Origin of the sequence: Achromobacter veterisilvae (assembly GCF_900496975.1) — a bacterium.
Classification (GTDB): Bacteria; Pseudomonadota; Gammaproteobacteria; order Burkholderiales; family Burkholderiaceae_B; genus Achromobacter; species Achromobacter veterisilvae.
Window position 1 is genome coordinate 1 of sequence record NZ_UFQC01000025.1, and the last position, 21503, is coordinate 21503.

A 21503-nucleotide genomic window follows, 5' to 3' on the forward strand; every position below is an offset into this window, starting at 1 on the left:
CGCGCGCCGCCGCCGAGCCGGCGGCGGCGCCGGCCAGCAGCGGCGCGGCCAGGATGGCGCTGGCCAGCAGCGGTTCGGTGCAGAGCGCGGCGCCGGCGCCCTCCATCAGCAGCATGGTTTCTTCCGGCCCCAGGCCCAGGCCGCCGTCGTCCTGCGGCACTGTCAGTCCCAGCCAGCCCAGTTCGCCCATGGCTTGCCAGGCCTCGGAGGGGGCGCCCGCGGGCTGGCCCAGCCGTTCGAGATGGCGATCGAATCCGTAGGCGGTCGAAAAGTAATCGAACACGCTTGCGCGGATCATCTCTTGTTCTTCGGAGAGGTTCAGGTTCATGGCGTGTCCTTGCTTATTTCTGGAACCGGCTCTTGGCGATCACGGTCTTCTGGATTTCGGAGCTGCCGCCATAGATGGTGGCCACGCGGTTGAAGAGGTGGTCGCCCAGCAGGCCATGGGCCGTGGCGTCGCCGATCGGCGACTGCGTATAGCGGCCGGTGTAGACCATGCCGTAGCGGCCGGCGAGGTCCAGCAGCAGTTCGGTCAGGGCCTGGCAGATTTCCGAGCCTTCGATCTTCAGCATGGAGGAATCCGCGACGTCGAAGCCCGCTCCCGGGCGGTAGGCCGAGAGGGCGCGCAGCTCGGTCAGTTCGAGCGCGCGCAGGCGGGCCTCGATCTCGCACAGGCGCTGGCGGTAGAGCGGGTTGTCGATCGGGCGGCTGCCGTCGGCCAGCGGATGCGAGGCCAGGCGCTGCGCGCGCGCCAACTGCATGCGCGAGCGGCCCACGCGGGCGATCATGGCGCGTTCATGGCCGAGCAGGAACTTGGCGTAAGTCCAGCCTTCGCCTTCCTTGCCCACCAGCCCCGACTTGGGGACGCGGACGTCGTTGAAGAACACTTCGCAGATACTGGCGCCTTCGTCGATGGTGCGCACCGGCCGGACTTCGACGCCGGGCGTCTTCATGTCGAGCAGTAGGAAGGAAATGCCCTGCTGCGGCTTGCCCGTGTCGGCCGTGCGCGCCAGGCAGAACATCATGTCCGCGAAGCGCCCGTGCGTCGTCCAGGCTTTCTGGCCGTTGAGCAGGTAGTGGTCGCCGCGGTCGACGGCGCGGGTGCGCAGCGAGGCCAGGTCGGAACCGGCGTTCGGCTCGGAGAAGCCCTGGCACCACCACGTGTCGGAGTTCAGGATGGCGGGCAGGTATCGGGCCTTCTGTTCTTCCGAACCGAAGGTGTAGATCACCGGCCCCACCATGGAGATCCCGAACGGGATGGTCTCGGGCGCGCATTGCAGCGCCAGCTCGTGGAGGAACACGCGCTGCTTGCTCAGGCTCCAGCCCGTGCCGCCGTATTGCGCGGGCCAGGCCGGCGCGATCCAGCCCTGGCGGTGCAAGTGCTTCTGCCAGTCCACGTATTCCTGCTTTTCCAGTTTCTCGCCGTACAGGACTTTGCGGCGGACGTTCTCGGGCAGGTGGGCCTGCGCGAAGCGGCGGACTTCCAGCCGGAATTCCCGCTCTTCGGGCGTGACTTCAATATCCATGGTGGTGATCGCTTTGTGGGTGCCTTCAGATCGGCGGGATGGAAGAGGGCGCCTTGATGTGGATGGGCACATCCGGCAGGAACTCGGCGGCGACGTCATTGACCGTGCCCGGGATGTCGCGCAGGCGCGCCGCGACGTCCTGCCGGGTGCCGGCGATGGCCAGGGCCAGCAGGCCGGCGCGGTCGCCGGCGCCGGGGTCGCTGACCAGCGCGAAGGAAAAGGACGCGCGGTTGGCGCTTTGCAGGCGGTGCGAATACACGAAACCGGCCTGGCGGGCCTTGTCGACGATGGCCAGCACCTGCCGCAAGGACGAGACCGGCGATTTGTGTTCGGCGCGCGCCAGGCAGACGCTGGCGATGGCGCACACCTCGTCGTCGGGCAGTTGCGCCAGCAGCGCGTAGCCCATGCCGGTGTCGATCAGCGGGCGCACGACGCCGATCGGAACCTGAGTCTTGCGGTCCTTGGCGCCGTAGAGCACGTGGGCGTACTGGACGTAGCGGCCGCTGCGCTGGCCGAGGATGATGCTCAGGCCCAGCCGTTCGCCCAGCGCGCGCATGGCCAGGCGAAGATTGCTGCGGGGCAGGGCCAGGTCGTGCACCCAGCCGCCCAGCAGGTTGAGCCGCAGGCTGGGCATGTAGGTGCCGTCGTCAGGGTTGTGGCACAGGTAGCCCATGCGCATCAGCGTCTGGACCAGCATCCAGGTGCTGGACTGCGGATAGCCGCTGGCGCGCACGATCTCCGCCAGGCTGACCGGACGCCCCAGTTGTTCGAGCAATTCGATCAGTTCGAGCACGCGCTGGGCCGATTTGACCGAGCGCTGGCCCAGGTCGCGAGTGCTGTCCTTGACGGAAGCGTCGGGGAGTTCGAGCCGGCGGGAGGATCGGGACATGGCGGGTGGCCGGTCAGTCGGTGCGGATGTTGGCCTTGTTCGCCAGGTCGGCCCAGCGCTGCAGGTCGGTCTGGAAGAAGGCGGCGAAGGACTTGGGGTCGCTGCCGACCGGATCCAGGTTCATGCCGACGAGCTTGGACTGGACTTCCGGCGCCTTGACGGCGTCGGCGATCTGCGCCGCCATGTCCTGGACGATGGCGTCGGGCGTGCCCTTGGCCGCGAACAGCCCGAACCAGGCGCCCAGGTTGAAGCCCTGATAGCCGAGTTCCGCCATGGTGGGGATCTGCGGCAGCGTGGCCATGCGCTTGTCGCCGGTCACGGCCAGCACTCGGACCCGGTCCGAATTCAGGTGCGGCAACGCCGAGCCGATGTCGGGAAAGGCGAACGAGACCACGCCGGCCAACAGATCGGACATCATGGGCGCGGCGCCCTTGTACGGCACGTGCTGGGCGTTGGTTTTCGTTTCCTGCAGGAATTGCGCGCCCAGGAAATGGCCGGTCGAACCGTTGCCGTACGAACCGTAGCTGTATTTCTGGGGCGAGGCGCGCAGCGCTTCCACGAGGGCCTTGACCGAGTCCGCGTCGACGCCGCCGCGGTTGACCACGAGCACGTTGGACGACCTGGCGACCAGCGATACCGGGATGAAATCGCGGTCGACCTGGTACGGCAGCTTGATCGTGGAGGTGGCCGGCAGTTGCGACATGGTGGTGAATCCCAGCATGAAGGTGTAGCCGTCGGTCGGCGCGCCCAGCACCGCGTTGCCCGCGATGACGCCGGAGCCGCCGGCGCGGTTCTCGACCACGATGGGCTGCTTGAGGGCGCCGCCGATATGCTGGGCCAGCAGGCGGGCGACGGTGTCGGCCCCGCCGCCGGCGGCGCTGGGCACGATGAAGCGGATCGGCCGCGCGGGCCAGCCGTCCGCCGCGTGGGCGGGCAGGCTGCACGCCGCGACGATCGCGGCCGCCGCCGCGAGGAAATGCCTTCTGGCTGCCAGTTTCATGCTTGTCTCCTGTTGTTGGGTATTTTCTATGGGTGTGCCGAATCAGATTCCGCGCGCCATGTCGACCATGGCCTTGCGGAGGATTTTTCCGTTGTCCGCCGCTGGCAGGCGGGCCAGCAGGACGATCTTCTGGGGCCGTTTGTAGGGCGCCAGCCGCTCGCGAGCGAATGTCTGGAGGGCGTCCGCCTGGACGCAGCGGCCTTCCTCGGCTTCGACGAACGCGACGATCTGCTCGTCGCCATCCTTGGGGACGCCGACCACACAGGACTGGCGCACGCCGGCATACGCGTTCAGCGCCGCCTCGACTTCGCTGGGGTAGACGTTGAAGCCGGAACGGATGATGAGATCCTTGATGCGGCCCATGACGAAAAGCGCGCCGTCCGGGTCCTCGCGCAGCAGGTCGCCGGTGCGCAGCCAACCGTCCTGGCCGAGGGCCTGGGCCGTCTGTTCGGGCGCCTTGTAATAACCCTTCATGACGTTGGGCCCGCGCACCTGCAGTTCGCCGACTTCGCCCGGCGCGACCTCCCGCGCTTGCTCATCCACGATGCGCGCCCGCATGCCGGGAATCAGGTAACCCACGCTCAGGTCCGTGCGCCGCTGGCGGTAGGGGACCATGCTGATCGTCGGCGAAGCTTCGGTCAGTCCGTAGCCATTGTTTATCGGTTCGCCGAAGATGGCTTCGATCCGGGCCTTCAGGGACGGGTCCAGCGGCGCCCCGCCGCAATGCAGCAGGCGGATCTTCGGCGCGGCGATGGCGGTCCCCTGTTCGTGGGCTTGCAACAGGCGCACGTACATGGCGGGCACGCCGTGCAGCATCGTCACGCCCTCGGCCAGGGCGGCAACCGCGTGCGCGATGTCGAAGCGGCCGGCCAGTTGCAGCGTGGCCCCGGCGCCCAGCGCGGCGAGCGCCACGGTGCTCAGGCCGTAAACGTGGGAGATGGGCAGCGCCGAATACACGCGGTCGTCCGGGCCGGTCCCGCGGGCGTGGCGCGCGACCGCCGAGGAATGGCCCAGGTTCGCGTGCGTGAGCATCACGCCCTTGGGGGTGCCGGTGGTGCCGCTGGTGTAGATCATGACGGCGACCTGTTCGCGCGCGTCGGCCTGCACGGGTTCGGCGCGCGCGGCGGGATCGGCCGCGGTGCAGGAGTAGGCAAGCCCCGCCACCTCGAACTCGCTTGCGCCGTGGCGCAGGCCGTGGGCGCGGGCGTCGGCGGACAGGCCGCTGGCGGCCAGCAGCAGCCGGGGTTCGCAGTGCGCCTTGATGGCATCGACCTCGATGCCGGTCATGCGGGCGTTGACGACGACCGCCCAGGCGTCCAGCCGGCTGCAGGCCAGCACGGCGGCCAGTTGGGCGCAGCCGCTTTCGCCGACCACCAGCAGGCGGTCGCCGGCGCGCAGCCCGCGGGCCGTCAGCGCGTCCGCCAGCGCGAGGACGGCGGCATCGAGCTGCGCGTAGGTCCAGGCGCCTTCATCGGAAACCAGGGCCACATGGTCGGCCTGGTGCGGCAGGTGCCGGGCGACCAGTTGGTGGATACGGAAATCGGTATCGGGAAGATCGGCGGACATAGGAGCGGCAAGGTGTCTGTGCGGGACTGCGGATGAGCCGAATCATAGGAATGATGATGGGCCATTTCCATCACATATGTGAATTATCCGCGCGCCCCGCCAGGCCGCGGCGTGTCCGGGCGGGGGAGGGCGGGCCGCCAGGGTGGCCGGCCGGCGGACGCCGGGCGCGCCGGTTCCGGGCCAAAGCGAATAAAGTGCTGGGCAAGGCCCGGGGCGCGGTCGCCCCGGGGCGGATTCCACATACGAGGAGACGGCATGGATACGGCAGGCAAAACGGGCGGCGGCGTGCGCGAACGCGTGGGCGAGACGGAATGGCAGGTGCGCAAGGACCTGGCGGCGCTGTACCGGCTGGTGGCGCTGTTCGGCTGGGATGACCTGATCTTCACGCACATCACGGCCAAGGTGCCGGGCACGGAACACTTCCTGATCAATCCCTACGGAATGATGTTCGACGAAATCACGGCGTCCAGCCTGGTCAAGATCGACCTCGACGGCCGCAAGGTGATGGAGTCCGAGTACGACATCAACCCGGCCGGTTTCACGATCCATAGCTGTATCCACGCGGCCCGCAAGGACGCGATGTGCGTGCTGCATACGCATTCGATCAATGGCGTGGCGGTATCGGCGCAGAAGGAAGGGCTGCTGCCCCTGTCGCAGTTCGCGTTCATCGTGCTGCGTTCGCTCAGCTATCACGATTACGAAGGCCTGGCGCTCAATCCCGAGGAGCAGCCGCGCCTGGTGCGCGACCTGGGCGCCAACAACTACCTCATCCTGCGCAACCACGGCCTGCTGACCGTGGGGCAGAGCATGGCCGAGGCGTTCCAGGCCATGCACCGGCTGGAGGCCGCCTGCATGGTGCAGGTGCGAGCCCAGGCGGGCGGGGAACTGACCTTCATCCCGCCCGAGGTATTGGCGCGCGCGGCGGTGGAATCGCCCGCCGACCGCGCGCACAAGGCCATGCTGGCCTGGCCCGGACTGCTGCGCCGGCTGGACCGCCGCAACCCCGGCTACGCGGACTAGCGAGCGCGGCGGCGCGCGACTGTACTCTTTCGCCGCCGTCCGAACTGCACTCTTCGCGAGGGCGGCGGCTTCTCTATATTGGACTCCTGGCTCGCGCCGGCCCCAGGGCCGGCGCTTTTTTCCCGCCCTCCGGGATCGACCAAGGAGATTCACATGAGCAAGCGACGCGACGTGCCGGGCATCAGGCCTTACGGCGGGCCGGCTGGCGGCTGGGGAGCGCTCAAGGCGACCGCGCAGGCCGTCCGGCAGCAGATGGACCGCATCGAGGCGCCCATCGTCCTGCTGCGGACCAATCAGCCCACCGGCTTCGACTGTCCCGGCTGCGCCTGGCCGGACAAGGAACATCGCTCCACCTTCCAGTTCTGCGAGAACGGCGCCAAGGCCGTCACCTGGGAGGCGACGACCAAGCGCGTGACGCCGGAGTTCTTCGAAAAGAACACCGTGTCGTCGCTGTTGCGGCTTTCCGATTTCGAACTGGAAGGCATGGGGCGGCTGACCCATCCCATGGCCTACGACCGCGCCACCGACACGTTCCGCGCGGTTTCCTGGGACCAGGCCTTCGAACGCATCGGCGCGGTGCTGCGCGGGCTGTCTTCGCCGGACCAGGTCGAGTTTTATACCTCGGGCCGCGCGTCGAACGAGGCCGCCTACCTGTTCCAGCTATACGCCCGGGAATTCGGGACGAACAATTTCCCCGATTGCTCGAACATGTGCCACGAGCCGACCAGCGTGGGCCTGCCGCGCTCCATCGGGATCGGCAAGGGCACCGTGTCGCTGGCGGATTTCGAGGAGACCGAGCTCATCATTTCCATCGGCCACAACCCCGGGACGAATCATCCCCGGATGATGGGCACGCTGCACGAGGCCGCGCGGCGCAAAGTCCCCATCATCGTGTTCAACCCGCTGCGCGAGCGCGCGCTGGAGCGGTTCGCCGATCCGCAGAGCCTCATCGAAATGGCCACCTACGGCTCCACGCCGATCGCATCGTCCTACCTACAGGTCAGGGCGGGCGGCGACGCGGCCGCGCTCAAGGGCATCATGAAGGCGCTGCTGGACATGGAGGCGGAGACGGGCGGCGTGCTGGACCGCGATTTCATCGCGGCGCACACCGAAGGGTTCGACGCGCTGGCGGCGGATCTGCTGGCGACGCAATGGACGGACATCGAAAAGGAAAGCGGGCTGGCCCGCGCGGACCTGGAAGGCGTCGCGCACGCCTACGCCAGGTCGAAGGCCACCATCGTTACCTACGGCATGGGCATCACGCAGCACAATACCGGCACGGCGAACGTGCGCCTGATCGCGGACCTGTTGCTGATGCGGGGAAACTTCGGCAAGCCCGGCGCGGGCATCTGTCCGTTGCGCGGCCATTCCAACGTGCAGGGAAACCGCACGGTGGGCATTACCGAGAAGCCGTCCGGGGAATTCCTGGCCCGCATCGAGGACGTATTCGGCTTTCCGCCGCCGCATGCGCACGGCCACGACGCCGTGAAGGCGATGCAGGCCATGATAGACGGCTCGGCGAAGGCCCTGATCTGCCTGGGTGGAAACTTCGCCGTGGCGCTGCCCGACCCTGAACTCAGCTTTCCGGCCATGGGCATGCTGGACCTGAGCGTGCACGTGGGCACCAAGCTCAATCGCTCGCACCTGCTGGTGGCCAAGGAGACGTTCCTGCTTCCGTGCCTGGGGCGGACGGAACTCGATATGCAGGAGAGCGGCGCGCAGTCCGTCACGGTGGAAGATTCGATGTCCATGGTGCACGCCTCGGCCGGCAAGCTCAAGCCGGCCTCCGAGCACTTGCGCTCGGAACCCGCCATCGTGGCGGGCATGGCGAGCGCGACGCTGCCGGACAGCAAGGTGGCGTGGCTGGACCTGGTGGCCGACTACGACAGGATCCGCGGCCTGATCGAACGCACGGTGCCCGGATTCGACGGCTACAACGCGCGCATCCGGGTGCCGGGCGGCTTCCGCCTGCCGCTGCCGCCCACCGAACGCAAGTGGGAAACGCCCTCGGGCAAGGCCGTCTTTTCCGTGTTCCGCGGGTTGCGGGAAAGCTACGACGCCTGGGACGACGATGTCCTGCGCCTGGTCACCATCCGCAGCCACGACCAGTACAACACCACGATCTACGCGATGGACGACCGCTACCGGGGCGTGTTCGGCCGGCGCGACATCCTGTTCATGAACGCGGCGGACCTTGCCGCGCGCGGCCTGGAACACGGCGACCTGGTCGACATCGAGACGATTTCGGCGGACCGGGCGCTGCGCCTGCCGGGCATCACCGTCGTCGAATACGACATCGCGCGCGGCTCGGCGGCCGCCTATTACCCCGAAGCCAATGTGCTGGTTCCCCTGGATTACATCGACGAAGACAGCGGCACGCCGTCGTACAAGTCGATACCCGTGCGGGTCCTGCGGTCCCGCGCGGACCGGCCGGAGCGGGAGGCGGCATGATCGTCAGGCCCGGGCAAAGCTGGTTCAGGCTGCTGTTCATCTGGAACGGATCGGTACTGCAATCCATCATTCCCCAACTGCTTTTCATGGCCGCCGTCAGCAGCCTGGCGGTGGTGACGCACGGCCGGATACTCGGCGAGAAGATACCGTTGAACACCACGCTGCTGACGCTGTTCGGGCTGACGCTCGCGATCTTCCTGGCGTTCCGCAACAACGCCAGCTATGAACGCTTCAACGAAGCGCGGCATCTGTGGGGCAACCTGCTGATCGCGTCCCGCGCGCTGATGTCGCAGACCTTGCGCTACCTGCCCAGCGGGACGGACCGCACGCGCTTCATCCATGCGCTGATCGCGTGCGTCTATGCCTTGAAGCACCAGTTGCGCGGCAGCGACCCCTGTCCGGACTTCCGGCGCATTTTGGGCGAGGGGCCGGCGCAGGCCTTGCGCGACAAATGCTACAGGCCGGTGGCGCTGCTGGACGACCTCCGCAACGGCTTCGCCGGAATGCGCGAACGCGGCCAGATATCGGATACGGCGCTCTGGATGCTGGATGCGCAGCTCAATGAACTGGGCAAGGTGGTGGGGGGATGCGAGCGCATCGCCTCCACGCCCATCCCCTTCGCGTACGGCGTGCTGCTGCATCGCACGATCTACACCTACTGCATCATGCTGCCGTTCGGGCTGGTCGATTCCGCGGATATCTTCACGCCGCTGCTTTGCGTGTTCATCTCGTACACGCTCATCGCGCTGGAGGCGATCGCCAACGAGGTCGCCGAACCCTTCGGGCTCGCGCCCAATGCGCTGGCGCTGGACTCCATGACGCGCGGCATCGAACGGTCGATCCTGGAACTGTGCGGCCGCGACCTCCCGGAGGAGGTGGCGCCGCGCTATCCCTACCAGTTGACCTAGGGCCGCCGGGCGCAGGCCGCGGCGATCTTGCCCACGGCGATCACGGCCCGCTCGATCTCGCCGGACCACGGCGTGCTGTAGTTGAGCCGGATGAAATTGCGGTAGCCGTCCGACACGGAGAACATCTGCCCCGGGCCGACGGTGATGCCGCGTTCCAGCGCCAGCCGGTACAGGCGCATCGCGTCGACGCGGGGCGGAAGCTCCACCCACAGCAGGTAGCCGCCCGCCGGGGTGGAAGTCTTCGTCCCTGGCGGGAAGAAGCGCTCGACCATGGCCTTCATCAGCCTGGCCTGCTGGGCGTACGTCTTGCGGATCTTGCGCAGATGGTAGTCGTAGCCGTCGCGTTCGAGGAATTCGGCGATGGCCAACTGCGGCAGCGAAGGCGTGGTCAAGGTGTTCAGGAACTTGAGCTTCTCGACTTCGTCGCGATAGCGGCCGGGCAGCGCCCAGCCGATCCGGTAGGCCGAGGTCAGGCTCTTGGAGAACGACGAGCAGTGCAGGACCAGTCCCTTGCGGTCGAAGGACTTCAGCGTGCTCGGATGCGAGTTGCCGAAGTGCAGTTCGTTGTAGACGCCGTTCTCGATGATGGGGATGCCGTGCTTCGCGGCCAGCTCGACCAGCGCCCGCTTGCGCTCGTCGGGCATCAGGAAGCCCAGCGGATTCTGGAAGTTGGGCATGACCATGCAGGCGGCGACGGGCTGCGACGCGATGATGGCCGCCAGCGCGGCGATGTCGATGCCGTGTTCGGGATGGGTCGGCACCTCGATCGCCTTCATGCCCATGCGCTCGATGGCGTGGAGCATGGCGTAGAACGTGGGCGATTCGACCGCGATCACGTCCCCCGGCCGGGCGACGGCCTGGAGGCAGATGTTCATGGCTTCCGTCGCGCCCACGGTAATGATGATCTCGTCCGGATCCACCCGCATGCCTTTTTCCAGGTAGCGCCGCGCGATCTGGCGCAGCAGCTTCGGATGGCCGGGAGGCAGGGCGTCTTTCAGGCCCAGCAGCGTTTCGTCGCGCCCGGCGGCATAGGCGTAGCGGTTGAGCTTCTGGAAGGGGAAGAGGCCGGGATCCGGATAGGGCGAGCCCAGGGGAACGGCGTCGTTGGCGCAGATCGAGCGCAGCGTGGACAGCACCAGGCGGCTGACGTCGACCGGCGAGGACGTGGCGGCCGGATGGGACAGTCCGAGTTCCGAGGCCCGCGGCGCGGCGCCGCCGGCCCGCGCGCTGACGAAATAGCCCGATTGCGGCTTGCTGGCCACCAGGCCGCGGCTTTCGAGCAGCAGGTAGGCGCGGGTGACGGTCGTGATGCTGATGCCGCGCTGCTGGCTGGCCTGCCGCACCGATTGGAGCTTGTCGCCCTCCCGGTACACATTCTTGCGGATCAGGCCTTCGATTTCGTCGGCCAGCTTTTCATAGAGCGTCATCGTTTGTCTCCTGCTTCGGCTTGCCGGAAACAGGCGCCTAGCTTATCAGCGCGTCCCTCGTTTTGGGGGGAGCTATAAACATCATGACATCATGATGTCGTGATGTTATGCTGCCGCGTATGCTGAACGAATCCGAATATGCCCCCCTGTACGCCCGGGTCGAGACCGCGCTGGCCGCCGAGATCGCGGCCGGCAGCCTGCCGCCCGGCAGCCAGCTTCCGCCCGAAGACCGCCTGGTGGAGCGCTTCGCCGTCAGCCGCACGACGGTGCGCAAGGCGGTCGAACACCTGGTGGCCCGCGGCCTGGTCGAGATCCGGCGGGGCAAGGGCACGTTCGTCACCGAGCCGAAGCTGACCCAGGCGCTGACCGGGCTGAGCGGCTTCGTGGAAGACATGGTGGCGCTGGGCCGCCATCCCACGGCCCGGCTGCTGGACAAGCGGCCCGTGCCGGCCGGGGAAACCGTCGCGCGCCAACTCGGCGTGCCGCAGGGCACGCAGGTGTACCGCATCGAGCGCGTGCGGCTGGCGGACGGCGTGGCCATGTCGTTCGACGAAACCTACCTGCCGCTCGACATCGGCGAAAAGGTCGCCAGCAACGACCTGGAAGCGGAGCCCATTTTCGACCTGCTGGAACTGCGCTACGACCTGCCGCTGGTCGAGGCGCAGTACCAGCTCGAAGCCGTCACGGCGGACGAGCGCGTCGCCCGGGCCCTGGGCGTCGAGCCCGGCAGCCCGATCTTCCTGATCGAGCGCACGTCCTACACCGCGGGGCAGCGGCCGGTCGACTACGAAAAGCTCTACTACCGCGGCGACCTGATCCGGTTTTCCACCCGCCTGTCGCGGCTTCCGCGCATCGGATGATGGACACGTCCGGGATCCTCTGGCTGTTCGCGGCGGCCTTCGGGGCCAGCGCGCTGGGCGGCGTGCTGGGGATGGCCAGCGGCATCTTCATCGTGCCGATCCTGACGCTGCTGTTCGGCGTGGATATCCACGTGGCGATCGGCGCCAGCATCATTTCGGTGATCGCCTGTTCCTGCGGCAGCGCGGCGCCGTTCCTCAAGGGGCGCCTGACCAACGTGCGGCTGGCCATCGTTCTGGAAACGGCCACCACGCTGGGCGCGCTGACCGGCGTGTTTCTCATCGGCATCGTCTCCACTGAATTCCTCTACGGCCTGTTCGCCGCCATCCTGGCCCTGTCCGCGCAGCAGATGCTGGCGCGCCGCCGCGAGGCGCCCGATGCCGGCGCGCCGGCCACCGCATGGGCTACGGCGCTGCGCCTGCATTCAAGCTTTCCCGACCGCGCCCTGGGCCGGGAAGTGCACTACCAGGTCGGCCGCGTGCCGCTGGGCCTGTCCCTGATGTACGGCGCGGGCCTGATCTCGGCGCTGCTCGGCATCGGCTCGGGCGTGCTCAAGATCCCCGCGATGGACGCCGCCTTGCGGCTGCCCATCAAAGTGTCCTCGGCCACGTCGAACTTCATGATAGGCGTGACCGCCGCGGCCAGCGCGGGCGCCTATTTCGTGCGCGGCGACATCGACATCGGCATCGCGGGGCCGGTCGCGCTGGGCTCCGTCGCCGGCGCGCTGCTCGGCGCCCGCCTGCTGCTGGGGCTGCCCGCGGACAAGCTGCGCGTCTTCTTCGTGATCGTTCTGGCGCTGCTCGCCGTGCAGATGTTCTTGAGCGCCCTGGGCGTGTCCTTGCCGGGAGGCCTGAAATGAGCTCGCCGGGCCGTCCGGCGGACGGGCAGGCCCGGCGCGACCGCGGCATCGCGGCGCTGCTCTGGTATGGCACCTGGGCCGCCTCGGCCTGCATCGCCCTCGGGATGGCCGTGGATTTCCTGCTGCCGCAGGCGGGCCTGGCCGGCTATCGGCTGGTGCAGGCGGGAGTGGCCCTTTTCATCCTGCTTCCGGTCGCGCGGGTGGCGCTGATGCTGGCCATCTTCCTGCGCGAACGCGATTACGCCTACACCGCGATTTCCGCGCTCGTCCTGCTCATCATCGCGGCGGGCGTGCTGTCCGGCCTGCGGTGAGCCGGCGGCGGCCGGCCCCGCGGGGGCGCGGCGTTGGGGGTTTCCTATAATCCGGGTGCGCCGCGATGGCGCGCGGCCTCATATTCCAGGATTCCTTCATGCATTCCATCACCAGCCAGGAAGTCTACGTACCCACCAGCCAGGGCCGCCTGTATGCGCGGCGTTGGGACCCCGCGGGCGGGGTGGCGGCCGGCGCGCCCATCGTGCTGCTGCACGACTCCCTGGGCTGCGTGGAACTGTGGCGCGACTTTCCGGAACTCCTGGCGCGCGAAACCGGTCGCGGCGTGATCGCCTACGACCGGCTCGGCTTCGGCCGCTCCGATCCGAACGGCGCCACCTTCGGATCCGGCTTCGTCGAGGACGAGGCGCTTGCGGGGTTCCGCCAGTTGCGCGAAGCGCTCGGCATCGGGCCGTTCGTCGCCTTCGGCCACAGCGTGGGAGGCGGGATGGCCGTCTGCTGCGCGGGGGCCTACGGGGACGATTGCCAGGCCCTGATCACCGAATCGGCGCAGGCGTTCGTCGAAGACCGCACGCTGGAGGGCATCCGCGTGGCGAAGCGGAACTTCGACGAGCCCGGCCAACTCGATCGCCTGAAGAAGTACCACGGCGAAAAGGCCGCCTGGGTGCTGGGAGCCTGGGTCGACACGTGGCTGTCGCCCGGCTTCGCCGACTGGAACCTCGACGAGCCGCTGCGCCAGGTGCGCTGTCCGGTGCTGGCCCTGCACGGCGAAGCGGACGAATACGGTTCGTCCCTGCATCCCGAACGCATCGCCCGGCTGACCGGCGGACGCCCCGTGCTGCTGGAGAACTGCGGCCACGTTCCGCACCGCGAACAGACCCGCATCGTCCTGGACCTGGCCGGCCAATGGCTGAAGGCGGTGCGCTGAAACGCGGCCTTGCCGCGCCTGGCCGGAGTTCACACCGCCGACATCCGCGCTTAGAATCGGACTGGCTTTTTTTCTTCGCGCTCCGCGCCCGTTTCCAAGGTCCACGATCCGATGTCCGATACTCCAGCGCCCCTCTCCCAAGCCGTGCACAACCCCACCACCCGCCACGCCATCTTCATCGTCGCGACCCTGAACGCGGGCGCGGGCGCCGCCGAGACGGTGCGAGGCTGGTGCGAGGACGTCGCCGCCCTCGTGCGGACGGTGGGCACGCGCGCTCCCCAGGAAAATCTCTCCTGTGTCTGTGCGTTCGGCTCGCGCGCCTGGGACACGCTCTTCGGCTCGCCGCGCCCGGCGGCGCTGCATCCCTTCCGTGAATTCGGGTCGGGCGAACGCACCGCCGTCGCCACGCCGGGAGACCTCCTGCTGCACATCCGCGCGGACTCGATGGATCTCTGTTTCGAGCTTGCCACGCTGCTGCGCAACCGGCTGGGCGACGCCGTGACGGTCGTCGACGAGGTCCAGGGCTTTCGCTACTTCGACCGGCGCGCCATCATCGGCTTCGTCGACGGAACCGAGAATCCCGAAGGGCGCGAAGCCGTCGACTTCACGGTGATCGGCGACGAAGACGCCGAGTTCGCCGGCGGAAGCTACGTGCTGGTGCAGAAGTACCTGCACGACATGACGGCCTGGAATTCGCTTACCGTGGAAAGCCAGGAAGGCATCATCGGGCGCCACAAATTGTCCAACGTCGAACTCGACGACGACATCAAGCCGTCCTCGTCCCACAGCGCCTTGACCACCCTCGAGGAAAACGGGCAGGAAGTGAAGATCCTGCGCGACAACATGCCCTTCGGCCGGCCCGGCGCGGGCGAATTCGGCACCTACTTCATCGGCTATGCGCGTTCGCCCGCGCCCATCGAGCAGATGCTGGAGAACATGTTCGTCGGGCGGCCTCCCGGCAACTACGACCGCCTGCTGGACTACAGCCGCGCCATCACGGGCGGCCTGTTCTTCGTGCCGTCGGCCGACCTGCTCGAATCGCTAGCCTCGCGCGCTCCGTCCGCCGGTGAGGCCGCCGTGGCGCCGGCGCCCGCGGGTTCCGCGGCCTAGGGGCGTTTGGGCGCGTCTATCGGAATTCGCTGACAGGCATATCGGCTAACGCTGACATTACGCCGGCCGGACGTCCGTTGCACACTGGCGCATATCTAGTCAGGAGCGGCAGGACGACATGAAAGACGGGCTATACACGGCGCCTCAGCGCGACATGCAATTTGCGCTTTACGAGGTTCTCGACGTCGAAGGGGAACTCGGCCGGCGCGCGGGCGGGGCCGCCATGGACCGCGAGACCCTGGACCAGATCCTGGAAGGCGCGGACCGCCTGTGCCATGGCGTGCTGGCGCCGCTGAACGCCAGCGGCGACCGCGAAGGCTGCCGCCTGGAAGGGCACGAGGTGCGCACGCCCGCCGGATTCGGCCAGGCCTACCGCGCCTATGCCGAGGGCGGCTGGCCGGGGCTGTGCGCCAGCGAAGAGCACGGCGGCCAGGCGCTGCCCACCGTGGCGTCGGCCATCGTGGGCGAGATGCTGGGCGGATCCAATATTTCGTTCGCGCTCTACCCGCGATTGTCCGAAGGCGCCTATCGCTGCATACGCGCCAACGCCACTGCCGAGCTGCAGGCCGTATACGGCCCCAAGCTGGCCAGCGGCGAGTGGACGGGCACCATGTGCCTGACGGAAGCGCAGGCCGGCACCGACCTGGGCCTGCTGCGCACCAAGGCCGTCCCCGACGGGGACGGCGCCTACCGGATCAGCGGCGGCAAGGTTTTCATTTCCTCGGGCGAGCACGACCTGGCGCCGAACATCGTGCACATGGTGCTGGCGCGCCTGCCCGACGCGCCGGCCGGCACGCGCGGCATCTCGCTGTTCCTGGTGCCCAAGTTCCTGCCCGACGCGGGCGGCCGGCCCGGCGAGCGCAACGGGGTCTACTGCGACGCCATCGAGCACAAGCTGGGGCTGCACGCCAACGCGACCTGCGTGCTGCGCTTCGAGAACGCCAAGGGCTATCTGGTGGGCGAGGCGAACAAGGGCCTGGCCGCGATGTTCGTCATGATGAATTCCGCGCGGCTGGGCACGGGCGCGCAGGCGCTGGGCCTGACCGAGACGGCCTTGCAGAAGTCGCTGGCCTATGCCGCCGAACGCCTGCAGTCGCGCGCGCCCGGCCAGGAAAAAGCGGTTACGCGCGCCGATCCCATCCTCCTGCAACCGGACGTGCGGCGCATGCTGCTGACGCAGCAGGCATGGGCGCAGGGCGCGCGCATGTTCCTGTACTGGCTGGCCCTGCAGATCGACGCCGAACAGCATGCCGGGCTTGCGGCCGAGCGCGACCGGGCGGGCGGCCTGCTGAGCCTGCTGACCCCGGTGGCCAAGGCCTTCGTGTCCGACAACGCCGTGGAATCGGTGAACCTGGCGGTGCAGGTCCATGGAGGCAGCGGCTACATCGTCGAGTCGGGCATCGAACAGACGCTGCGCGACGTGCGCATTCTGCCCATCTACGAAGGCACCAATGGCGTCCAGGCGCACGACCTGCTGGCCCGCAAGGTGCTGGCGGACCAGGGCGGCAGGCTGGCGCAGCTACTGGCGCTGGCGCGCGGGCAGGCCGATTCCGCGGAAGCGGTCGAGGGCGGGGCGGAGTTCGGGCGGCCGCTGCGCGAATTGGCCGATCGCATCGAGGAAGCGGTGCCGCGCCTGGCAACCCTGGCCGCCGCCGATCCGGCGCAGGTCGGGGCGTCGGCCAGCGATTTCCTGCGTATCGTGGGACATCTGGTATACGGCTACTTCTGGAGCCGCGCCGCGCTGGCCGCCTTGACCCGGCTGCCGGCGGCGGATCCCCTGCGCGCCGAAAAGCTGGCCACGGCGCGCTTCTACTTCGAACACCTGTTTCCCGAAACCGAAATGCGCCTGCGGCGGCTGTTCGTGCCCGCCGAGCGCTTCACCAATCCCCGCGCGCTCGCCGCCTGAGGCTGGCGCGCACCGCGCAAGAAGAAAACATGGAGACACCTCAATACTGGGTCCGCGCCGACCTGTCCACCGCCGAACGCATCCGCGAATTCGAGGCGACGCCGCTGCGGGAACGCGGCCTGCCGGACAGCACCTACGCGTTCCTGGCGCGCAGTTGCCGCCAGGCGCCGCGGGCGACGGCCATCCGATACCTGCGCGAACCGTCCAGTTGCGGCGCGCCGGAAGACATCAGCTTCGGCCGCTTGCTGGAACGCATCCACCAGACCGCCAACCTCGTCCGCGGCGAAGGACTGGGCGCGGGCGACGTGGTCAGTCTGCTGCTGCCCAACACGCCGCAGGCGCAATACGCCCTGTGGGGCGGGCAGGCGGCGGCCGTCGTCAACCCCATCAACTGGATGCTCGAGGCCGAGGCCATCGCCGCCATCGTGCGCGCGGCGGGCGCCCGCATGCTCATGGCCTATGGCGGCGACCCGGAGATCGAGATCTGGGACAAGGTCCTGCGCGTGGCCGAACTCTGTCCGCAACTGCGGACCATCGTGCGGCTGGGCGGCGACCGCTCGGGCGCCGCGCCGGCCGGCCGGCGCTTCCTGGACTATGACGCCGTCATCGACGGCTACCGGGGGGATGCGCTGGATTTCGAGCGCGCCATCCTTCCGGACGACCTGGCGTCGCTGTTTCCCACCGGCGGCACCACGGGGGCGCCCAAGCTGGTGCGGCACAGCCATTGGAACGAAGTGGTCAGCGCCTGGCTGAGCGCGGCGGTGGCGGGAATCGTCGAAGGGGAAAGCCGGCTGTCGGCGACGCCGCTCTATCACGTGGTCGGCGCGTTCGCCGGCTCGCTGGCGACGCTGGCGCGGGGCGGCACGCTGGTGCTGGCGACCTCGGTGGGCTGGAAGCACCCGAAGCTGCTGCCGCAGATCTGGCAGGTCGTCGAGGCCTGCCGGGTGAACTATCTGACCATCGTGCCCACGATCATGAACCAACTGGTGCAGATGCCCATCGGCGCGCACGATATCTCGTGCGTCAAGGGCGTGCTGTCCGGCTCGGCGCCGCTATCGGAAAACGTGGCGCGCCGGTTCCTGGCGATGACTGGCCTGGCGGTGCGCGAAGGCTACGGCCTGACCGAGACGACCTCGGTCTGCATGATGAATCCGAAGGACGGCGAAGTGAAGACCGGCTCGGTCGGCCTGCTCTTTCCGTACCACCGGGCCCGCGTGGTCGCGCTGGACCGCCGCGAAGGCCTGCGCGATTGCGCGCCCGGCGAGGCCGGGGTGCTGGCCCTGTCGGGCCCCACGGTGTTCAGCAGCTACGCGTCGGGCGGACAGGCCGGGTTCCTGGAGCCCGGCTGGCTGGACACGGGCGACCTGGCGCGGATAGACGAGGACGGCTACATCTGGATCACCGGCCGCACGAAGGATCTCATCATCCGCAGCGGGCACAACATCGACCCCAAGGCGGTCGAGGAAGCGTTCTACCGCCATCCCCAGGTGCTGGAAGCGGCGGTGGTGGCGCGGCCGGACAGCTATGCGGGGGAAGTCCCGGTGGCCTACGTCCAACTGGTCGAAGGCGCGCGCATCGACGCGGCGCAGTTGCTGGCGGAGGTGCGGCCCGGCATTTCCGAGCGCGCGGCCGTGCCCAAGGACTGCTACATCATGGCCGGCCTGCCCAAGTCGCCGGTCGGCAAGATCCTGAAGAACCGCCTGCGCGAGGACGCCACGCTGCGAGGCTTCGACAAGGCCCTGCGCGCCGCGGGCATCGAATCCGGCTATGAACTGGCGCTGGAGTCCGGCCACGAGGTGCGCATCCGCCTGGGCGGCGCGGGCCCTGACCCGCAGCAAGTGCGCGACGCGCTGGCCAGCTTCACCACCGCCTATCTGATCGTAACGGCCGACCCGGCCTCTGTGTAGGAGATCGTCATGTCTTATGAACTCATCCGCGTCGAGCGCATCGGCCCGGTCTGCCGCATTTACCTGAACCGCCCCGAGGTGCGCAACGCCCAGGACCGCAGCCTGCTGCGCGAACTGGACGGCGCCTTGCGCGAGGCCGAGGCCGACGACGACGTCCGCGTGGTCGTCCTGGGCGCCGTGGGCGACCATTTCTCGGCCGGGCACGACCTGAAGTCGGCGCGCGTGGAGCGCCCCAATCCGACCGTGGAACAACGCTGGAACTATGAAGAGGAACACTTCCTCGAATACTGCCTGCGCCTGCACGACCTGAAGAAGCCGACCATCGCCCAGGTGCAGGGCGCCTGCATCGCCGGCGGATACATGGTCGCCAATATGTGCGACCTGATCGTCTGCGCCGACAATGCCTTCTTCTCGGATCCGGTCGCGCACTCGATGGGCACGGCCAGCCTGGAGGTGCTGATCCATCCCTGGGTGATGGGCATGCGCAAGGCCAAGGAACTGATCTTCACGGGCGCGCGCCTGCCGGCGGCCGAGGCGCTTCAGATCGGCATGGTCAACCGCGTGGTGCCCGTGGCCGAACTGGAGCAGGCCACCCTGGAACTGGCCAACACCATCGCCGCCGCGCCGCCTTACGGGCTGCGCTTCACGAAGCGGTCGCTGAACCGGACCTGGGACGCGCAGGGGTTCCGCGCGGCCATCAGCGCCCACTTCGACCTGCACCAGCTCTCCCACGTTACCGAAGAGTTCCAGGAGCACCTGAAGCGCGGGCTGGATTCGACCATCAAGCGGGCCAAGGGCCTGGCCTGAACCCGCCGCGAGCACAAGGAGACAGAAATGGAAGACGCGAAGAAAACCGGCGAAGTGCGCATGGAGCGCGACGGCGCGGTCTGCATCATCAAGGTGGACAACGTCGCGAAGAAGAACGCCTTCTCGCCCGAGATGATGGAGCAACTGGCCCAGCACCTGACGCGGTTCGAAGAAGACGACAGCCTGTGGGTGGCGGTGCTGTGCGCCGAGGGCGAACACACCACGGCCGGCCTGGACATGCCGAAGTTCTTCGGGCCCACGGCGACCGCCCGGCCGCGCCCGGACGCCTGGGTGGATCCCTTCGGCCTGAAGCGGCGCGCCACCAAGCCGGTGATCGCCGTGGTGCAGGGGATTACCTACACCATCGGCATCGAGATCATGCTGGCCTGCGACATCGTCGTGGCCGCGGACACCGCGCGCTTCGGCCAACTGGAATCGCGCCGCGGCATCGCGCCGCTGGGCGGGGCGCATTTCCGCTACCTGTCGCGCACGGGCTGGGGCAACGCCATGTACCACCTCTTCCTGTGCGAGGAATTCGGCGCGCAGCGCGCGCTGGAGCTGGGTTTCGTGCAGGAAGTCGTGCCCTACGGGCAGCACATCGAGCGGGCGCTGGACCTGGCGCGGCGCATCTGCCGCAATGCGCCGCTGGGCATCCGCGCGACCAAGGAGGCCGCGCTGAAGTACATCGAATCCGGCGAACAGGCCGCCATCGCCTGCATTCCGCAGATCCGGGAAAAGGTCTTCGCGTCCGAGGACTTCAAGGAAGGCATCCAGTCCTTCGTCGAGCGCCGCGAAGCCCGCTTCCAGGGCCGCTAGAGCGGGTTCTCTTCGGGAACCGCGCCGGGGCCCTGGCGGCCGGGCGCGGGGATCCTGACCGTGAGCAGGGTGCCGCCGCCTGGGGCGGGCTCCACCGACAGGGCGCCGCCCATGCGGCGGGCCCGCTCGCGCATGCCCAGCAATCCGTAGGCGCCCGGGCGCTGGCCGTCGCCGGCCATGCCCTGCCCGTTGTCGCGCACCGACAGCACGATCTCGCCGCCGTCGCGCCCCAGCCGCACCCAGACCTCGCTGGCCTGCGCGTGCTTGGCCACGTTGGTCAGGCTTTCCTGGAAGATGCGGTAAAGATGCCCCGTGGCGTCCATGTCCAGCCCCAGTTCGCCCGCCTCGGGCTCATGGCGGCAGGCCACGCCATAGCGCGTTTCGAACTGCTTCAGATGATTGGCGATGGCCGCCGGCAGGCCCAGGTGCGGCAGGGCGCTGGGATGCAGGTCCTCGGAAATCTGCCTGACCGTGGCGATGGTGTCCTGCACCAGGCCCAGGCATTCGGCCACCTGCCGTTCCAACTGGACGCGCGGGTCGCGATGGACGTCGCCCGCCAGTGTCTTGCCGATGTTGCGAGCCAGGCGGGAAATGTCGAACTTCAAGGCGGACAGCATGCCGCCGACCGCGTCGTGCAGTTCCATCGCGATGCGCTGGCGCTCGGCCTCGCGCACGGATTCGATGTGGCTGACCAGCTCCGCCAGCGCCGCTTTCGATTGCTGTAGTTCCTCTTGCCGCTGCAGCCGCAGCGTGGCGTCGATGCCCACGCCGATCACGGCGGGCTGGCCGCGGAAGTCGATCAGCCTGCCGTGGATCTCGATGGCCCGCTGCTGCCCGTCGGGCAGGCGCAGGTGCACCGTGAAGGTGGATTCCTTGTCGCCGCCCGCGAGGCGCCGCTCGTATTGCCGCATCAGCGAGTCGCGCTGCTGCGGCGGCGCGACCTTGGCCAGCGGCCGGCCGATCAGTTTTTCGCGAGGCACGCCGCAAAGCTTGGCGAAGGCCTCGTTCACGTAGACCAGGTGTTCGTGCTGGAGCAGGTAAATGCCCGCCACGGACTGTTCGATCAGGCCTTCGAACAGCAGGCGGTAGTTGGCGTCTTCCTGGCTCAGGGGCCAGTGGAATTCTTGCATGGAGAGGCGCGGCGTAAGAAAACGATGACAGGACAATCGGCTAATTCCGACAGATTAATAAGCATGCCTCTATTTACACTGTCCACACACTAAAGGACCCCAACGTTGCATGTCAATCCGCGGGG

Annotated in this window: 19 protein-coding genes; 12 read left to right on the forward strand and 7 right to left on the reverse strand. The window is 68.3% G+C overall.

All coding sequences use genetic code 11. The features are described from left to right. From AVE30378_RS21070 to AVE30378_RS21090, 5 genes are all read right to left on the reverse strand, one after another. Positions 1-328 (reverse strand): acyl-CoA dehydrogenase family protein (locus tag AVE30378_RS21070; protein ID WP_208742417.1); only part of this gene is annotated, 328 nt, incomplete at its 3' end. 13 nt (positions 329-341) lie between these two features. Continuing rightward, the gene (locus AVE30378_RS21075) at positions 342-1526 is read right to left on the reverse strand and encodes an acyl-CoA dehydrogenase family protein (protein WP_129242980.1); all 1185 of its coding nucleotides are present in this window, start codon (positions 1524-1526) and stop codon (positions 342-344) included. Between the two features lie 25 nt (positions 1527-1551). Then, positions 1552-2415 carry an IclR family transcriptional regulator gene (locus AVE30378_RS21080; protein ID WP_129242982.1) on the reverse strand — a complete coding sequence of 288 codons (864 nt, stop codon included), beginning with the start codon at positions 2413-2415 and terminating at the stop codon, positions 1552-1554. Positions 2416-2428: 13 nt separating this feature from the next. Next, positions 2429-3415, reverse strand: coding sequence for a Bug family tripartite tricarboxylate transporter substrate binding protein (locus tag AVE30378_RS21085; RefSeq protein WP_129242984.1), 987 nt, complete (start codon positions 3413-3415; stop codon positions 2429-2431). 42 nt (positions 3416-3457) lie between these two features. Continuing rightward, positions 3458-4981, reverse strand: coding sequence for a class I adenylate-forming enzyme family protein (locus tag AVE30378_RS21090; protein WP_129242986.1), 1524 nt, complete (start codon positions 4979-4981; stop codon positions 3458-3460). A 255-nt stretch (positions 4982-5236) separates the two neighbouring features. Between AVE30378_RS21090 and AVE30378_RS21095 the strand changes: the two genes are divergently transcribed. The 3 genes from AVE30378_RS21095 to AVE30378_RS21105 all read left to right on the forward strand — a co-directional run bounded on the left by AVE30378_RS21095 (position 5237) and on the right by AVE30378_RS21105 (position 9360). Next, positions 5237-6001, forward strand: coding sequence for a class II aldolase/adducin family protein (locus tag AVE30378_RS21095; RefSeq protein ID WP_129242987.1), 765 nt, complete (start codon positions 5237-5239; stop codon positions 5999-6001). A 153-nt stretch (positions 6002-6154) separates the two neighbouring features. Continuing rightward, a complete protein-coding gene (locus AVE30378_RS21100; RefSeq protein WP_129242989.1) occupies positions 6155-8452 on the forward strand; it encodes an FdhF/YdeP family oxidoreductase in 2298 nt (765 codons plus the stop codon). Next, entirely contained in the window at positions 8449-9360 is a 912-nt protein-coding gene (locus AVE30378_RS21105) for a bestrophin family protein (RefSeq protein ID WP_129242991.1), read from the forward strand. Before AVE30378_RS21100 ends, AVE30378_RS21105 begins: the two co-directional genes overlap by 4 nt. Here the strand turns inward: AVE30378_RS21105 and AVE30378_RS21110 are convergent. Beyond that, the gene (locus tag AVE30378_RS21110; RefSeq protein WP_129242993.1) at positions 9357-10787 is read right to left on the reverse strand and encodes an aminotransferase-like domain-containing protein; all 1431 of its coding nucleotides are present in this window, start codon (positions 10785-10787) and stop codon (positions 9357-9359) included. The genes AVE30378_RS21105 and AVE30378_RS21110 overlap by 4 nt on opposite strands. 119 nt (positions 10788-10906) lie before the next feature. Between AVE30378_RS21110 and AVE30378_RS21115 the strand changes: the two genes are divergently transcribed. From AVE30378_RS21115 to AVE30378_RS21155, 9 genes are all read left to right on the forward strand, one after another. Beyond that, positions 10907-11647, forward strand: a complete 741-nt coding sequence (locus AVE30378_RS21115) for a GntR family transcriptional regulator (RefSeq protein WP_129242995.1) — start codon at positions 10907-10909, stop codon at positions 11645-11647. Further along, complete coding sequence (locus tag AVE30378_RS21120) at positions 11647-12504, forward strand: sulfite exporter TauE/SafE family protein (protein WP_129243152.1); 858 nt, start codon at positions 11647-11649, stop codon at positions 12502-12504. The genes AVE30378_RS21115 and AVE30378_RS21120 overlap by 1 nt, the downstream gene beginning before the upstream one ends. Further along, positions 12501-12815 carry a DUF1634 domain-containing protein gene (locus AVE30378_RS21125; protein WP_129242997.1) on the forward strand — a complete coding sequence of 105 codons (315 nt, stop codon included), beginning with the start codon at positions 12501-12503 and terminating at the stop codon, positions 12813-12815. Before AVE30378_RS21120 ends, AVE30378_RS21125 begins: the two co-directional genes overlap by 4 nt. A 98-nt stretch (positions 12816-12913) precedes the next feature. After that, positions 12914-13702 (forward strand): alpha/beta fold hydrolase, encoded by a 789-nt coding sequence (locus AVE30378_RS21130; protein WP_129242999.1) that lies wholly within the window; start codon positions 12914-12916, stop codon positions 13700-13702. A gap of 111 nt (positions 13703-13813) precedes the next feature. Continuing rightward, positions 13814-14812, forward strand: a complete 999-nt coding sequence (locus tag AVE30378_RS21135) for a Dyp-type peroxidase (RefSeq protein ID WP_129243000.1) — start codon at positions 13814-13816, stop codon at positions 14810-14812. A gap of 118 nt (positions 14813-14930) precedes the next feature. Continuing rightward, on the forward strand, positions 14931-16718 hold the full coding sequence (locus AVE30378_RS21140) for an acyl-CoA dehydrogenase family protein (protein WP_129243002.1): 1788 nt from the start codon (positions 14931-14933) through the stop codon (positions 16716-16718). 29 nt (positions 16719-16747) lie between these two features. Beyond that, the gene (locus AVE30378_RS21145; protein ID WP_129243004.1) at positions 16748-18625 is read left to right on the forward strand and encodes an acyl-CoA synthetase; all 1878 of its coding nucleotides are present in this window, start codon (positions 16748-16750) and stop codon (positions 18623-18625) included. A 9-nt stretch (positions 18626-18634) separates the two neighbouring features. Beyond that, complete coding sequence (locus tag AVE30378_RS21150) at positions 18635-19432, forward strand: enoyl-CoA hydratase (RefSeq protein WP_129243006.1); 798 nt, start codon at positions 18635-18637, stop codon at positions 19430-19432. 27 nt (positions 19433-19459) lie between these two features. Continuing rightward, positions 19460-20248, forward strand: a complete 789-nt coding sequence (locus AVE30378_RS21155) for a crotonase/enoyl-CoA hydratase family protein (RefSeq protein ID WP_129243008.1) — start codon at positions 19460-19462, stop codon at positions 20246-20248. Here AVE30378_RS21155 and AVE30378_RS21160 read toward each other — a convergent pair. Next, on the reverse strand, positions 20245-21378 hold the full coding sequence (locus AVE30378_RS21160) for a PAS domain-containing sensor histidine kinase (RefSeq protein WP_129243010.1): 1134 nt from the start codon (positions 21376-21378) through the stop codon (positions 20245-20247). The genes AVE30378_RS21155 and AVE30378_RS21160 overlap by 4 nt on opposite strands. Positions 21379-21503: the final 125 nt, after the last annotated feature.

Bases quoted from the DNA above. Each gene is read 5' to 3' on its own strand.
- AVE30378_RS21155 (WP_129243008.1), top strand. From the start codon at position 19,460: ATGGAAGACGCGAAGAAAACCGGCGAAGTGCGCATGGAGCGCGACGGC.
- AVE30378_RS21105 (WP_129242991.1), top strand. From the start codon at position 8,449: ATGATCGTCAGGCCCGGGCAAAGCTGGTTCAGGCTGCTGTTCATCTGG.
- AVE30378_RS21085 (WP_129242984.1), bottom strand. From the start codon at position 3,415: ATGAAACTGGCAGCCAGAAGGCATTTCCTCGCGGCGGCGGCCGCGATC.
- AVE30378_RS21160 (WP_129243010.1), bottom strand. From the start codon at position 21,378: ATGCAAGAATTCCACTGGCCCCTGAGCCAGGAAGACGCCAACTACCGC.
- AVE30378_RS21080 (WP_129242982.1), bottom strand. From the start codon at position 2,415: ATGTCCCGATCCTCCCGCCGGCTCGAACTCCCCGACGCTTCCGTCAAG.
- AVE30378_RS21145 (WP_129243004.1), top strand. From the start codon at position 16,748: ATGGAGACACCTCAATACTGGGTCCGCGCCGACCTGTCCACCGCCGAA.
- AVE30378_RS21120 (WP_129243152.1), top strand. From the start codon at position 11,647: ATGGACACGTCCGGGATCCTCTGGCTGTTCGCGGCGGCCTTCGGGGCC.
- AVE30378_RS21135 (WP_129243000.1), top strand. From the start codon at position 13,814: ATGTCCGATACTCCAGCGCCCCTCTCCCAAGCCGTGCACAACCCCACC.
- AVE30378_RS21125 (WP_129242997.1), top strand. From the start codon at position 12,501: ATGAGCTCGCCGGGCCGTCCGGCGGACGGGCAGGCCCGGCGCGACCGC.
- AVE30378_RS21115 (WP_129242995.1), top strand. From the start codon at position 10,907: ATGCTGAACGAATCCGAATATGCCCCCCTGTACGCCCGGGTCGAGACC.
- AVE30378_RS21075 (WP_129242980.1), bottom strand. From the start codon at position 1,526: ATGGATATTGAAGTCACGCCCGAAGAGCGGGAATTCCGGCTGGAAGTC.
- AVE30378_RS21100 (WP_129242989.1), top strand. From the start codon at position 6,155: ATGAGCAAGCGACGCGACGTGCCGGGCATCAGGCCTTACGGCGGGCCG.
- AVE30378_RS21140 (WP_129243002.1), top strand. From the start codon at position 14,931: ATGAAAGACGGGCTATACACGGCGCCTCAGCGCGACATGCAATTTGCG.
- AVE30378_RS21095 (WP_129242987.1), top strand. From the start codon at position 5,237: ATGGATACGGCAGGCAAAACGGGCGGCGGCGTGCGCGAACGCGTGGGC.
- AVE30378_RS21150 (WP_129243006.1), top strand. From the start codon at position 18,635: ATGTCTTATGAACTCATCCGCGTCGAGCGCATCGGCCCGGTCTGCCGC.
- AVE30378_RS21090 (WP_129242986.1), bottom strand. From the start codon at position 4,981: ATGTCCGCCGATCTTCCCGATACCGATTTCCGTATCCACCAACTGGTC.
- AVE30378_RS21130 (WP_129242999.1), top strand. From the start codon at position 12,914: ATGCATTCCATCACCAGCCAGGAAGTCTACGTACCCACCAGCCAGGGC.
- AVE30378_RS21110 (WP_129242993.1), bottom strand. From the start codon at position 10,787: ATGACGCTCTATGAAAAGCTGGCCGACGAAATCGAAGGCCTGATCCGC.